Source organism: Propioniciclava sp. (genome assembly GCF_047602245.1).
In the GTDB taxonomy this organism is placed as follows: domain Bacteria; phylum Actinomycetota; class Actinomycetes; order Propionibacteriales; family Propionibacteriaceae; genus Propioniciclava.
In genome coordinates this window covers 2,134,837-2,147,376 of sequence record NZ_JASGHT010000001.1, presented here as the reverse complement: position 1 = coordinate 2,147,376, position 12,540 = coordinate 2,134,837, and the positions used below count along the sequence as shown (strand labels likewise).

The following is a 12,540-nucleotide window of genomic DNA, read 5'->3' as shown; positions in this document are numbered from 1 at the left end:
CCCGGCCGAAGCCGAGGCACTTCTGCATGCGATCCTCTGATCGGCTCCGCGGCCGGTCAGCCCTCGCTGGGGCCAGCCAGTTCGGCGGGAGCGTGATCGGGCAGTTCAGCGCGCGGTTGACCGACGAAGGTGAACGGAAGCTCCGAACCCTCGGGAGCCACGTCGACCACCACGATCTGACCGGGGTGGAGATCCCCGAACAGGATCCGTTCGGCCAGGATGTCCTCGATGTCGCGCTGGATCGCGCGGCGCAACGGCCGGGCGCCCATCACCGAGTCGAATCCACGCTTGGCGATCAGGGTCTTGGCGGCGTCGGTGAGGACGATGCCCATGTCCCGGTCGGCGAGGCGCGCCTCCACCTGGCCCACCATCAGGTCGACGATGTGCTCGATGTCGGCCTGCGTCAGCTGGTGGAACACGATGATCTCGTCGACGCGGTTCAGGAACTCAGGGCGGAAATGCTGCTTGAGTTCGTCCGACACCTTCGCCTTCATCGCGTCGTAGCCGCCGACCGGATCATCGCTGCGGCTGAAACCGAGGTTGACCGAGCGGGAGATATCGCGCGTGCCCAGGTTGGTCGTCATCACGATGACCGTGTTCTTGAAATCGACCACCCGGCCCTGGGCGTCCGTGAGCCGGCCCTCGTCCAGGATCTGCAAAAGTGAATTGAAGATGTCGGGATGGGCCTTCTCGATCTCGTCGAACAGCACCACCGAGAACGGCTTGCGGCGCACCTTCTCGGTGAGCTGGCCGCCCTCCTCGTAACCGACGTATCCCGGAGGCGAGCCGAACATCCGCGAGGCGGTGTGCTTCTCGGAGTATTCGCTCATATCCAGCGTGATGAGCGCATCCTCGTCGCCGAACAGGAACTCGGTCAGCGCCTTGGTCAGCTCGGTCTTGCCCACGCCGGACGGGCCGGCGAAGATGAACGAGCCCGAGGGACGCTTGGGGTCCTTCAGGCCGGCGCGGGTGCGCCGGATCGAACGCGACAGCGCCTTCACGGCGTCCGCCTGCCCGATGTAGCGCTTGCCGATCTCGGCCTCCATCTGGAGCAGGCGCGCGCTCTCCTCCTCGGTGAGCTTGAACACCGGGATGCCGGTCGCGCTGGAGAGCACCTCGGCGATCTCCTCCTCGCCGACCTCGGCCTGCACCGAGGAGTCGCCCTTGCGCCACCGCTCCTCGAGCTGGTTGCGCTCGGCGATCAGCCGCTTCTCGTCGTCGCGCAGCCGCGCGGCACGCTCGAAGTCCTGACCGTCGATCGCGGCCTCCTTCTCGCCACGGGTCACCGCGATGCGCTCGTCGATCTCGCGCAGGTCGGGCGGGGCGGTCATCCGGCGGATGCGCAGCCGGGCGCCGGCCTCGTCGATCAGGTCGATCGCCTTGTCGGGCAGGAAGCGATCCTGGATGTAGCGGTCGGCCATCTGCGCGGCCGCGGTGAGCGCGCCGTCGGTGATGGTGATCCGGTGGTGCGCCTCGTAGCGGTCACGCAGGCCCTTGAGGATCTCGATGGTGAGCGCGATGGACGGCTCGGCCACCTGGATCGGCTGGAAGCGGCGCTCCAGCGCGGCGTCCTTCTCGATGTGCTTGCGGTACTCATCCAGCGTGGTGGCGCCGATGGTCTGCAACTCGCCGCGGGCCAGCATGGGCTTCAAAATGGACGCCGCGTCGATCGCGCCCTCGGCGGCACCCGCACCCACCAGGGTGTGGATCTCGTCGATGAACAGCACCACGTCGCCGCGGGTCTTGATCTCCTTGAGCACCTTCTTCAGGCGCTCCTCGAAGTCGCCGCGGTAGCGGGAACCCGCCACCAGCGCACCCAGGTCGAGGGTGTAGATCTGCTTGTCACGCAGCGTCTCGGGAACGTCGCCGCGGACGATCTGCTGAGCCAGGCCCTCCACGCAGGCCGACTTGCCGACGCCGGGCTCGCCGATCAGCACCGGGTTGTTCTTGGTGCGACGGCTCAGCACCGTCATCACGCGCTCGATCTCCTTCTCGCGCCCGATCACCGGGTCGAGCTTGTTCTCGCGCGCGGCCTGGGTCAGGTTGCGGCCGAACTGATCGAGGATGGTCTGGTTGCCCTGCTGCTGCGGCGCCTCCGGCGCACCGGCCGTCGAGGGCTTCTGCTCACTCTGGAAACCGGACAGCAATTGCAGCACCTGATTGCGGACGCGGTTCAGGTCGGCGCCGAGCTTGATCAGCACCTGGGCCGCGACCCCCTCGCCCTCACGGATCAGGCCGAGCAGAATGTGCTCAGTGCCGATGTAGGGATGGTTGAGCTGCAGCGCCTCGCGCATGGACAGCTCGAGGACCTTCTTGGCACGGGGCGTGAAGGGAATGTGCCCGGTCGGGGCCTGCTGGCCCTGGCCGATGATCTCCTCCACCTGCGCGCGCACCGCCTCCAGCGAGATGCCGAGAGATTCCAGCGCCTTGGCCGCGACCCCCTCGCCCTCGTGGATCAGGCCAAGGAGCAGGTGCTCCGTACCGATGTAATTGTGGTTGAGCATGCGCGCCTCGTCCTGGGCGAGGACGATCACGCGCCGCGCACGGTCGGTGAACCGATCGAACATGGGACTCCTTCACTCCGGCCGGTAGCCGGATCGCCGCAAGGGTGCGGGCTCGATGTCAGTCTAGTCAACGCCTGAATGCGTTTCGGTTGTTCCCCGTTCGCCCACAGCGCACGCGGCCAATGAAAAAGGGGGCCCGCCGCTGCCGCGCGACGGACCCCCCAGTGCTCTGCCTTCGATCAGGCGTGCGCCGCCTCGTAGGCCGCGCGGATCTCGTCCTTGACGCGACCCCGGTCGGAGACCTCCATGCCCTGAGCACGCGCCCAGGCCCGGATGTCGTTCGCGGAACCCGCCTCGGAGCGACGACGCGACGAGTTGCCGCGGCTGGAAACCTTGCGCCCCCCGGCGCGACGGGCCGCCGCCACCCACTGCGCGAGGTCGTCGCGCAGCTTCTGGGCATTCTCGTCGCTCAGATCGATCTCGTAGTTGACGCCATCGAGCGCGAACGTCACCGTCTGGGTCGCGAGAGTCCCATCCTTGGCAAGGTCGTCGGTGAGCTCGATACGCACACGCTGTGCCATGTATATAGCCTTTCGGTCATTGCGGGCATCTCAGCCCGCTCAGTAGATATCCCCCCGGATAGATAATCGTTAAACTACACGGTTGGCGCCATCGGGGCAACGCGTAGAGCCTGTTTCTCACCCTGGCGCCCCTATTCAGCCGGGTTTTCCGGGTGATTCCATGCCCACACGGGGCCAGGACGCAATTGTGCCCGGCGGGAAGAACCCACCGGGCACAATTGTGAAGACTGTCAGAAGTGAACGATCGTTAGTTGGCGTGGCGCTCGCGCAGTTCGCTGATGAATGGCGCGGCGAGCCTGGCCAGATCCAGATCGACCACCGTGGGCGCCGAATCCAGATCCCATTCTCCGTCGCGGGCCAGCGCCCGCCGGCGCGGCAGCGTGACCACTTCGGCCTCCGGCGCCTCACCGGATGCGCGCAACTGGCGATTCTCGGCCCACAGTTCCTCACCGACCGTGCGCAGCGCGTCATTCTCGATCCGCAGCGCCTCGTTGTCGCCGCGCAAGCGCGACACCTGCTGACGGGTCTCGCCGTAGGCCTTGTTCACCTCCGCGAGCGTCGACTCGGCGCGGGTCAGCGACTCTTTCGCGACCACCAGCTCACCGCTCAGCGACCGCACCCGTCCATGCACGGCGCCCAGCACGCGGCGCTGCGCGGCGTGCAGCTCCTGAGTGCGGTCGCGCTCCTCGGCGCGGGCGCGGGCGGCGTCCGCCTGAGCGCGTTCGCGCCATTCGCGGAACTCGACCAAGGCAGCCCAGGTGGCCAGGAAACCGGCCAGCAGCGCCACGATCAGCGCCGGCCAGGCCAGAAGCGTCATCCATTGCGCGGCCACCATCAGGGCCACGGAGGCGGCGGTGCCGACCGCCAGGGACGTCACGAGAAGAATCCGGCGGCGGCTGCGCGGTGCGGAATGCGTCTGCTGGGTCACGGCGGTCAGCCTACCGGTCCGTCCGGCGAAGACGCGGGATCATCGCCGTCGGAGGAGTCGTCGTCTTCCGGAATCCGGCAGGCGCGTTCCAGCGAGCGGCCGGCGAGCATCCATGCCCCGCAGGCGAGCACCGACAATCCGGCGTGAATCACCCGCTCGATGGCGAGCGGAGCCGGCCAGGCCCGCGCCGCCACCACGATCAGCGCCGCGTAGACGCCCAGCAGCAGGACGCCCGCGAGCCGGCTGGTCTTGCCGAGCACGATCCGGGTCACCGCCGCGGCCGGGTCGAGCGCGGAGCGGTCCGCGGCGAGGGTGCGCCGGGTGACACGGGCGAGCCAGCCGATGCCCGCCGCGAGCAGGGCCACCCCCACCCACGACATCCATCCCGGGATCGGCAGCGAGCCGCCCCGGTCCTGCCAGAACACGAACGCCGCGGCCGATACCACCGTCGCCCCGCCCCCGGCGAGCGCGAGCACGCCGGGCCGGGTCGGTCTGACGGTCGGTCCGTGCGGGCTCACGGCACCGCGATCGTGAGGCCGTCGACGCGGACGACGCCCGAGGCGTCCAGGGCGCCGAGCAGGGCGCGCACCGGGCCATGGCCGGGCAGCTGAGCGCCGGGGTCGGCGTCCAGCCAGGGCACCAGCACGAACGCGCGCTCGTGCGCGAACGGGTGCGGCAGGCTCAGGCGGGCGTCCTCGCGCACCTGGTCACCAACGACGACCAGGTCGATGTCGATCACCCGCGGCCCCCAATGCTCGTGCCGGACCCGGCCGAGTTCGTTCTCGATCGCCTGGGTGCTATCGAGAAGCTCCTCGGGGCTGAGCGTGGTCTGCCCCAGCACGACGATGTTGAGGAAGTCGGGCTGATCGGTGCGGCCCCAAGCCGGCGTCCGGTACACCGCCGACACCCGCCGCACCCTCACCCCCGGCACAGCGCCGAGCAGCGCGACCGCCCGCGCCAGCGCGGCGGCGACATCACCGACATTGCCGCCCAGCGACAGCACGAACGGCACCGTGGAGCTCACGCTCGCTCCTCGGCACGGCGCCGGGTGCAGGTGACCGCGACATCACCGAACGGCACGGTGATCGGCGCTTCAGGCTTGTGCACGGTCACCGTCGCCTCCTCGACCAGCGGCGAAGCCAGGCAGACCTCGACGAGACGCCCGGCGAGGGTCTCGATCAGGTCGACCGGGTCGCGCTCGATCGCGGCGACCAGGGCGAGCGCGAGCGCGCCATAGTCGACGGTGGTGTCCAACACATCAGCGGTCGAGGGACGCAGCACGCTCAGCACCGCGTCCACCACGAAGGTCTGCCCTTCACGGCGTTCGGCGGCGAACACGCCGTGGTAGCCGCGGGCGCTCACGCCCTTCAGCGCGATGGTGATCCGTTCGGCGTTCATCTGTTCCCCAATCGATCGGCCACGGCGATGGCATCGGCGCTGGCCCGCACATCGTGGACGCGGACGCCCCATACCCCGCGGGCAGCGAACACCCCCGACAAGTGGGCGGTCGCCACATCGCGTTGTTCGGGCGGGCGCGGCGCCTCGCCCTCGGCGAGCAGCGCCCCCAGGAATCGCTTGCGGCTGACCGCCAGCAGCAGCGGGAAGCCGAGCGCCTCGAAGGCGTCCCAGCCGCGCAGCACCGCCCAGTTGTGGGCGGCGTTCTTGGCGAAGCCGATGCCCGGGTCGAGTACCAGCCGCCCGGGCGCGATCCCGGCGCCGAGGGCGGCGTCGCGGCGGCGTCCGAGCTCGTCGCAGACCGCGGCCACCACATCGTCGTAGACGGCCCGCTCGGCCATCGCGCGGGAATGCCCGCGCCAGTGCATCGCGATATAGGACGCCTCCCGCTCGGCCACCACCGGCAGCATCGCGGGGTCGGCCAGTCCGCCGGACACGTCGTTGACCCACCGAGCGCCGGCCTCGATCGCGGCGGCCGCCACCGATGCGCGCATGGTGTCGATGCTGACCGCGACACCGTGCTCGGCGAGCGCGGTGACCACCGGAAGCACCCGGCGCAGTTCGGTGTCGGCGTCCACGCGGCCGGCGTCCGGGCGGGTGGATTCGCCGCCGACGTCAATGATGTCGGCCCCCTGCGCGACCAGCGCCAGGCCGTGCGCGACGGCGGCGTCGGCATCCACCCAGCGCCCGCCGTCGGAGAACGAGTCGGGGGTCACGTTGAGCACCCCCATCACCAGCGTGCGGGCCACCGGGCCGTCCCCTAGCGCAGGATGAGGCTCATCGCCTCGGCTCGGGTGGCGGCGTTCACCAGCGCGCCACGGACGGCCGAGGTCACGGTCTTGCTGCCCGGCTTGCGGACCCCGCGCATGGTCATGCACTGGTGCTCGGCCTCGACGACCACCATCGCCCCGCGGGGCTTGAGGTGCTCGACCAGGGCGTCGGCGATCTGCCCGGTCAGGCGTTCCTGCACCTGCGGACGCCGCGCGTAGACGTCGGCCAGGCGGGCCAGCTTCGACAGCCCGGTGATCCGGCCCTCGGGGCTGGGAATGTAGGCGATGTGCGCCAGCCCGTGGAAGGGCAGCAGATGGTGCTCGCAGGTCGACCAGATCTCGATGTCCTTGACCAGGACGAGTTCCTCGTGCGCGATGTCGAAGGTGACGCTCAGGTGCTCGGCCGGGTCCTGGTCCAGGCCGGCGAACATCTCCGCGTAGGCACGGGCCACCCGCTCAGGGGTGTCCCGCAGGCCGTCGCGGTCGGGATCCTCGCCGACCGCGGCCAGCACCTCGCGGATCGCCGCCACCAGGCGTGGGTGGTCGACCGCCATCTCAGCGCTCCTGCGGAGGCTGGAACGGTGGGCCGGCCGGCGGCTGCTGGTCGCCCGGCTGGCTCCACGGATCGGCGCCCGGCTGCGGGGGCTGCGGCGGCATCGGGGGCTGGCCGGGCTGCTGCCACGGCGCGGGACCCTGCTGGGGCGGCTGGCCGTAGGGGCCCTGCGGCGGCGGGCCCCACGGCCCGGCCGGCGGCCCGGGCTGCCAGGGCCCCGGCTGCATCGGAGGAAGCGCGCCGGGCTGCGGGGGCATCGGCTGCCCCTCCCACGCGCCCTGCTGCGGGGCGACCGCGACGGGATCGGGGATCTTGCGTTCCGGCGGGTCGATCGGCGGCACGTCGGACGGCTGCCGGGAGTCCGAACCGGTCCAGGCCGGACGCCGCGGGCGGCGGCGCAGCGGCTCGAAGACGCGGGCGACCTGCTCCTTGTCGAGGGTCTCGTGCTCGAACAGCTGCCGGACGAGCTCATCGAGGACGTCGCGGTTCTCGTGCAGCACGTCGAAGGCTTCCTGATGCGCGGTGGCGATCAGCTCCCGGACCTCGGCGTCGATGGTGGCCGCGACGCTCTCGGAGTAGTCGCGCGACCCGCCCATGCCGGCCTGCATGCCCAGGAACGGCTCGGTGTTGTCGCCGCCGAACTTCACCGCGCCCAGCGTCTCGGTCATGCCGTACTGGGTGACCATGGCGCGTGCGGTCTTGGTGGCCTTCTCGATGTCGTTGGCCGCACCCGTGGTCGGGTCGTGGAAGACCAGTTCCTCGGCGGCGCGCCCGCCCAGCATGTAGGCCAGCTGGTCGAGCAGTTCGCCGCGGGTCTGGGAGTACTTGTCGGCGTCCGGCATCACCATCGTGTAGCCGAGCGCGCGCCCACGCGGCAGGATCGTCACCTTCTGCACCGGGTCGTTGCCGGGCATCGCGGCGGCCACCAGCGCGTGCCCGCCCTCGTGGTAGGCGGTGATCAGCAGTTCGCGCTCGTTCATCACCCGGGTGCGCTTCTGCGGGCCGGCGATGACCCGGTCGATCGCCTCGTCCAGGTTGGCCTTGGGGATCCACTGCAGGTTCTGCCGGGCTGTGAGTAGCGCGGCCTCGTTGAGCACGTTGGCCAGGTCGGCGCCGGTGAAGCCCGGCGTCCGCTTGGCGACCGACTCCAGGTCGGTGTCCGCGGCCATCGGCTTGTTGGCGGCGTGCACGCGCAGGATCTGCAGACGCCCCTTCATGTCGGGCGCCTCGACGGGGATCTGCCGGTCGAAGCGGCCCGGGCGCAGCAGCGCCGGGTCGAGCACATCGGGACGGTTGGTGGCCGCGATCAGCACCACGCCGCCCTTGACGTCGAAGCCGTCCATCTCGACCAGCAGCTGGTTGAGGGTCTGCTCGCGTTCGTCGTGGCCGCCGCCCATGCCGGCGCCGCGGTGGCGTCCGACGGCGTCGATCTCATCGATGAACACGATCGCGGGCGCGGCCTCCTTGGCCTGCTCGAACAGGTCACGGACGCGGCTGGCGCCGACGCCGACGAACATCTCGACGAAGTCGGAGCCGGAGATGGAGAAGAACGGGACGCCCGCCTCGCCGGCGACGGCGCGCGCGAGCAGCGTCTTGCCGGTCCCGGGCGGGCCGTAGAGCAGGACGCCCTTGGGGATCTTGGCGCCCACCGCGGTGAACTTGGCCGGCTCGGAGAGGAATTCGCGGATCTCCTGGAGTTCCTCGATCGCCTCCTCACAGCCGGCGACGTCGGCGAAGGTCGTCCGCGGGGTGTCCTTGCTGGCCACCTTCGCCTTGCTCTTGCCGAAGCCGAGGACGCGGTTGCCGCCCTGGGCCTGGCTGATCATGAAGAAGAACAGGACGCCGAGAAGCAGGAACGGCACCACGCCCCATAGGAAGGTCGAGAGCAGGCTGCTGCCCGGGTTCTCGCCGCGCCACTGCTCCAGCGTGCCGGCCGCCACCCGCGCATCGAGACGCTGGACGATCGTGTTGCTCTGCTGCCCGACCCAGGTGGCACGCATCCGCGCACCGCCGTCATCCTTGTACTCCAGCCGGATCTCCTGATCGCCATCGACCATCACGACCTCGCGGAGCGCCTCGTCGCCGTCGATGATCTTGATGATCTGCGACGTGGGCACTTGCTGATAGCGGCTGGAGGCCGAGAACAGGTTCATGCCGACGACGATCAGCACGAAGATGGCAAGAATCCACAGGAACGGACTGCGGAGCAGTCGCGGTGCCTTCATTCGACTCCCTGTCATGGATGAGTGGGTGCGCCGTCGAGAGTACCGGACCCCGCCAACCACCCGGAACACTCCGCCGTCCGTGACGCCCGCCCTTCCCCCGCCCCTGCCCACCCCGCCCCGGCCAGCCACCGCGTCCACGTCGGCCCTGCGGCACTCGCGCGCACGAGTTGCACCGTTGCCTACGAAATTTCGTGCGCGACGGTATCGATCGTGCGCGTGGGTCAGCGAGGAAAGAGGAATCTCTTATGCAACTACTTGTCGTTTTGGAAAGTAGTTGCTAGTGTCTTGGACACGAGGGGAACACCTCTCACCACCACCTGAGGAGGACACCATGACCCGCACCCAGCAGTCCCAGGCAGACAAGATCCGGGCGAGCATCCGTCTGGTGTGGATCGGCCCCGCGGCCGCGATCGCCTGGATGACCGGGCTGTTCGCCTACGCGCTGACCATCGAGTCCGCGGCACTGATGGTGGCTGCCAGTTCGGCCGCCGCCATGGCCGGCACGATCTGGGCCAGCGTGTACGCGTCGATGAAGGTCAAGCTGGCGAGGATGGAACAGGCGTGAGAAGCCCTATGTCAAGCCGCCTCGGTTTTTGGGGTGAGGTAGGGCTGGAGTGCGCGGTGTTTGGCGGGGTTGTAGGGGGCGTGGTCTTGCCAGCAGTGCCAGATGATGTGCAGCCATGCTCTGGCGAGGATGCGGACGGCGTGGGGGTGGTCGCATCCGCGGTCTCTGGCTCGCTGGTAGAGGTGCGCGGCCCAGGGGTTGGTTTTGACGGTGTCGGCGGCGAAGTCGGTGACGGCGTCGCGGAGTTGCTTGTCGCAGGACCATCGGAAGCCGACGATGTGGGAGCGCCCGGACTGTCTGGTCGAGGGTGCGGCTCCGGCGAGGCAGGTCAGCGACTCGGGGGTGGGGAATCTGGCTCGGCAGTCACCGATCTCGGCGAGCAGGCGGGCGGCGCGGACGCGGCCCGCGCGGGGCAGGCTGGTGAAGATGTGCGCATCGGCGTGGGCGTCCAGCTGCCGGTCGATCTCCTCGGCGAGAGCTTTGATCTGGTCGGTGAGGGTGCGCAGCACGGCGACGTAGCCGGCGGTGATGGGCGCGTGGGTGGTGCCGTGGGCGCCGGTGGCTCCTCGGGGCGCGTCCAGGATGCGCTGGTGCAGCACGGTCGGGCTGACTTTCCCGGAGTAGCCCTGGGCCGCCAGCCAGTGGCCGAGGCGTTTCGGGGAGAGCCAGTCGACCTTGTCTTGGGTGTCGAATCGTTCCAGGAACGTGAGGCTGATCTGCGAGTCGATGTCCTTGAACAGGCCGACCGCGGCGGGCAGTGCGCCCCGCAGGTGCGCGCGGAGCTGGTTCGCGGCGGTGACGCGCTGGTTCACCAGGTCTTTGCGGGCCCGAACGAGGTGACGCAACGCGACCGTGGGATCGGTATCGGGAATCAGCGGCCGCAGCCGTGCCCGGTCGGTGCGAAGCGTGTCGGCGAGAACGTAGGCGTCGAACCTATCGTCCTTGTTGCCTGCCGAACCGTATCGGCCACGGAGGTTCTTGACCTGGTTCGGGGAGATCACCACGACGGTGACGCCCGCGGCCAGCAGCGTGTCGACGACCGGCCCATCGGGGCGTTCGATCGCGACCTCGGCGGCGCCATGACGAGCCAGGAACCCGGTCAGCTCCCGCAGTCCCTGGGCCGTGTGTTCCACGATGGTGCGGGCGATCTCACGTCCACGGCCGTCGACGATGCTCACGGCGTGGTCGTCACGAGCCCAGTCCAGGCCCGCCGTCACATCACGGGGCGGAACGTCCGGCAGAGCCGTGGTTTGCGGGTGTTCGGGTTGTTCGGTGTTCGGTGTGTTGGCAGACTTCATGTCAGCCTCCTCGCTGCTAGTCCCAGTGGGGAGGCACCCTCGTCTCTGGGTGCCGCAGGTGCCGGGACGTGTCTGCCGGTTCGCTCACTGACAGGCGCTCGCCCCCACGCTCGGGTTTGGCGCTCAGCCCTATCGACGGTCCACACGTCCCGGACAACCACCAGACCTCGCGGATCTCACGCTGGACGTCCGAAGCGTCAAGCGAGCAGGGCGATGACCTGGCGGCACCCGGGGTGCATCGACGCTCCATCCGGGAACGCCGACACAAGGAAGGTAGTCCAGTGAGCGAGCAGAACCCCTCCCCCGACGAGGCCCGCCGCCTGCTGGAGCAGGCCGGTCAGCTCGGCGCCGCCGCCCAGTCCGGCGCCAGCTGGCCGCAGATCGCCCTGCTGCTCGGGCTGGGCGGGGTGTCGTCGATGGCGGTGATCGCCATCTGGCTGGTGCTCCTCGTCGACGTGCGGCTCCTCTTCATCCCGATGCTGGCCATGCTGGCGTGGACCGGCATCCTGCTCACCGTCACGATCGTCTTCACCCGGGCCACCAAGGCAGGTTTCGGACGCCGCTGGCTCCGCGCCATGCTGATCTGGGGCCTCACCTGGACGTTCTGCATGATCGGCGGCGCCGTGTGGTGGAAGGGCGAGATCTGGTTCACGGTGGCCTCGGCGCTCGCGCTCACGCTGGTCACGGTCGTCCCGGCCTGGAAAGAGGCCCGTCAATGACGGCGTCCGACGCCCAGCACCCGCGGCATCAACTCGTCGACGAACTCAGCCATCCGGTCCGGTTCTCGATGGTCGCGGCCCTGGCCACCACCGAGGAATCCGAGTTCGGCATGGTGCGCGACCACCTTCAGGTGAGCGACTCGGTGCTCAGCCGGCAGGCGTCCGCGCTGGAAGAGGCGGGGCTGGTCCGCATCCGCAAGGGATACGTGGGCAAGCGGCCGCGTACCTGGCTCAGCCTGACCGACGCCGGGCGCGCGCGATGGGCACAGCACCTCGCGGCGCTGCAGGCCATCGCTCGCGGGTAGCGACCACGCACCGCCCGCGAGCAGTGCAGGAGGTGCCGCCGCCTCGGCGACCGCGGCACCTCGAAGCCTTCAGCCGTCGGGGCCTTCAGCTGTAGATGTGCGGGGCCAGCGTCGCGACGTCGCGCAGGTTGCGGTAGCGGCCCGCGTAGTCGAGGCCGTAACCGACGACGAACTCGTTGGGCAGATCGAAGCCCACGTACTTCGCCTCGACCGGGCTCTGCAAGGCGTCCGGCTTGCGGAACATCGTCATGATCTCCAGGCTGGCCGGCTTGCGCGACAGCAGGTTCTGGATCAGGTAGGCCAGGGTGAGGCCGGTGTCGATGATGTCCTCGACGACCAGGACGTGGCGCCCCTCCAAAGTGGTGCTGAGATCCTTCAGGATCCGCACCACGCCGGAGCTCTGCGAGCCCGAGCCGTAGGAGGAGATGGCCATCCAGTCCATGTTGACGTGACTGTTGAGGTGACGCGACAGGTCGGCCATGACCATGATCGCGCCGTTGAGGACTCCGACGAGCAGCAGTTCCTTGCCCTCGTAGTCGGCGTCGATCTGGGCGGCCAGTTCGGCCAGCTTCGCCTGGATCTCGGCATCGGTGTGCAGGACGCGGGTCAAATCCCCGCTGATATGGGCGGCATCCAC

Annotated in this window: 14 protein-coding genes; 3 read left to right on the top strand and 11 right to left on the bottom strand. The window is 69.5% G+C overall.

Annotated features, from left to right (window positions below; all coding sequences use genetic code 11):
* Positions 1–56 precede the first annotated feature (56 nt).
* From QM708_RS10210 to ftsH, 9 genes are all read right to left on the bottom strand, one after another.
* Positions 57–2,567, bottom strand: coding sequence for an ATP-dependent Clp protease ATP-binding subunit (locus tag QM708_RS10210; RefSeq protein ID WP_415107709.1), 2,511 nt, complete (start codon positions 2,565–2,567; stop codon positions 57–59).
* A 176-nt stretch (positions 2,568–2,743) separates the two neighbouring features.
* Positions 2,744–3,085 carry a histone-like nucleoid-structuring protein Lsr2 gene (locus QM708_RS10205; protein WP_415107707.1) on the bottom strand — a complete coding sequence of 114 codons (342 nt, stop codon included), beginning with the start codon at positions 3,083–3,085 and terminating at the stop codon, positions 2,744–2,746.
* 247 nt (positions 3,086–3,332) lie between these two features.
* The gene (locus tag QM708_RS10200; RefSeq protein ID WP_415107704.1) at positions 3,333–4,013 is read right to left on the bottom strand and encodes a hypothetical protein; all 681 of its coding nucleotides are present in this window, start codon (positions 4,011–4,013) and stop codon (positions 3,333–3,335) included.
* 5 nt (positions 4,014–4,018) lie between these two features.
* Positions 4,019–4,531: a DUF3180 domain-containing protein gene (locus QM708_RS10195; protein ID WP_415107701.1), complete on the bottom strand. Its 513-nt coding sequence runs from the start codon at positions 4,529–4,531 to the stop codon at positions 4,019–4,021.
* A complete protein-coding gene (gene folK, locus QM708_RS10190; protein WP_415107698.1) occupies positions 4,528–5,037 on the bottom strand; it encodes a 2-amino-4-hydroxy-6-hydroxymethyldihydropteridine diphosphokinase in 510 nt (169 codons plus the stop codon). The genes QM708_RS10195 and folK overlap by 4 nt, the downstream gene beginning before the upstream one ends.
* Positions 5,034–5,411 (bottom strand): dihydroneopterin aldolase, encoded by a 378-nt coding sequence (folB, locus tag QM708_RS10185; RefSeq protein ID WP_415107695.1) that lies wholly within the window; start codon positions 5,409–5,411, stop codon positions 5,034–5,036. The genes folK and folB overlap by 4 nt, the downstream gene beginning before the upstream one ends.
* Positions 5,408–6,217, bottom strand: coding sequence for a dihydropteroate synthase (gene folP / locus QM708_RS10180; RefSeq protein ID WP_415107692.1), 810 nt, complete (start codon positions 6,215–6,217; stop codon positions 5,408–5,410). Before folP ends, folB begins: the two co-directional genes overlap by 4 nt.
* A gap of 11 nt (positions 6,218–6,228) precedes the next feature.
* Complete coding sequence (gene folE / locus QM708_RS10175; protein ID WP_415107689.1) at positions 6,229–6,792, bottom strand: GTP cyclohydrolase I FolE; 564 nt, start codon at positions 6,790–6,792, stop codon at positions 6,229–6,231.
* 1 nt (position 6,793) lies between these two features.
* Entirely contained in the window at positions 6,794–9,016 is a 2,223-nt protein-coding gene (gene ftsH / locus QM708_RS10170; RefSeq protein WP_415107686.1) for an ATP-dependent zinc metalloprotease FtsH, read from the bottom strand.
* Between the two features lie 331 nt (positions 9,017–9,347).
* On the opposite strand from ftsH, the gene QM708_RS10165 reads away from it, so the two are divergent.
* Positions 9,348–9,581, top strand: a complete 234-nt coding sequence (locus QM708_RS10165; RefSeq protein WP_415107683.1) for a hypothetical protein — start codon at positions 9,348–9,350, stop codon at positions 9,579–9,581.
* An 11-nt stretch (positions 9,582–9,592) separates the two neighbouring features.
* Here the strand turns inward: QM708_RS10165 and QM708_RS10160 are convergent, their stop codons facing one another.
* The gene (locus QM708_RS10160; protein WP_415107680.1) at positions 9,593–10,879 is read right to left on the bottom strand and encodes an IS110 family transposase; all 1,287 of its coding nucleotides are present in this window, start codon (positions 10,877–10,879) and stop codon (positions 9,593–9,595) included.
* 281 nt (positions 10,880–11,160) lie between these two features.
* Here QM708_RS10160 and QM708_RS10155 point away from each other — a divergent pair, with 281 nt between their 5' ends.
* Together QM708_RS10155 and QM708_RS10150 are read left to right on the top strand one after the other, a co-directional pair.
* Positions 11,161–11,598 carry a hypothetical protein gene (locus tag QM708_RS10155; protein WP_415107677.1) on the top strand — a complete coding sequence of 146 codons (438 nt, stop codon included), beginning with the start codon at positions 11,161–11,163 and terminating at the stop codon, positions 11,596–11,598.
* Positions 11,595–11,903, top strand: coding sequence for a winged helix-turn-helix domain-containing protein (locus QM708_RS10150; RefSeq protein ID WP_415107675.1), 309 nt, complete (start codon positions 11,595–11,597; stop codon positions 11,901–11,903). The genes QM708_RS10155 and QM708_RS10150 overlap by 4 nt, the downstream gene beginning before the upstream one ends.
* A gap of 85 nt (positions 11,904–11,988) precedes the next feature.
* Here QM708_RS10150 and hpt read toward each other — a convergent pair whose 3' ends face one another.
* On the bottom strand, positions 11,989–12,540 hold the full coding sequence (gene hpt, locus QM708_RS10145) for a hypoxanthine phosphoribosyltransferase (protein WP_415107672.1): 552 nt from the start codon (positions 12,538–12,540) through the stop codon (positions 11,989–11,991).

Excerpts from the sequence above, each read along its gene's own strand:
- QM708_RS10205 (WP_415107707.1), bottom strand. The coding sequence starts at position 3,085 with ATGGCACAGCGTGTGCGTATCGAGCTCACCGACGACCTTGCCAAGGAT.
- folB (WP_415107695.1), bottom strand. The coding sequence starts at position 5,411 with ATGAACGCCGAACGGATCACCATCGCGCTGAAGGGCGTGAGCGCCCGC.
- QM708_RS10165 (WP_415107683.1), top strand. The coding sequence starts at position 9,348 with ATGACCCGCACCCAGCAGTCCCAGGCAGACAAGATCCGGGCGAGCATC.
- QM708_RS10160 (WP_415107680.1), bottom strand. The coding sequence starts at position 10,879 with ATGAAGTCTGCCAACACACCGAACACCGAACAACCCGAACACCCGCAA.
- QM708_RS10150 (WP_415107675.1), top strand. The coding sequence starts at position 11,595 with ATGACGGCGTCCGACGCCCAGCACCCGCGGCATCAACTCGTCGACGAA.
- folE (WP_415107689.1), bottom strand. The coding sequence starts at position 6,792 with ATGGCGGTCGACCACCCACGCCTGGTGGCGGCGATCCGCGAGGTGCTG.
- ftsH (WP_415107686.1), bottom strand. The coding sequence starts at position 9,016 with ATGAAGGCACCGCGACTGCTCCGCAGTCCGTTCCTGTGGATTCTTGCC.
- QM708_RS10210 (WP_415107709.1), bottom strand. The coding sequence starts at position 2,567 with ATGTTCGATCGGTTCACCGACCGTGCGCGGCGCGTGATCGTCCTCGCC.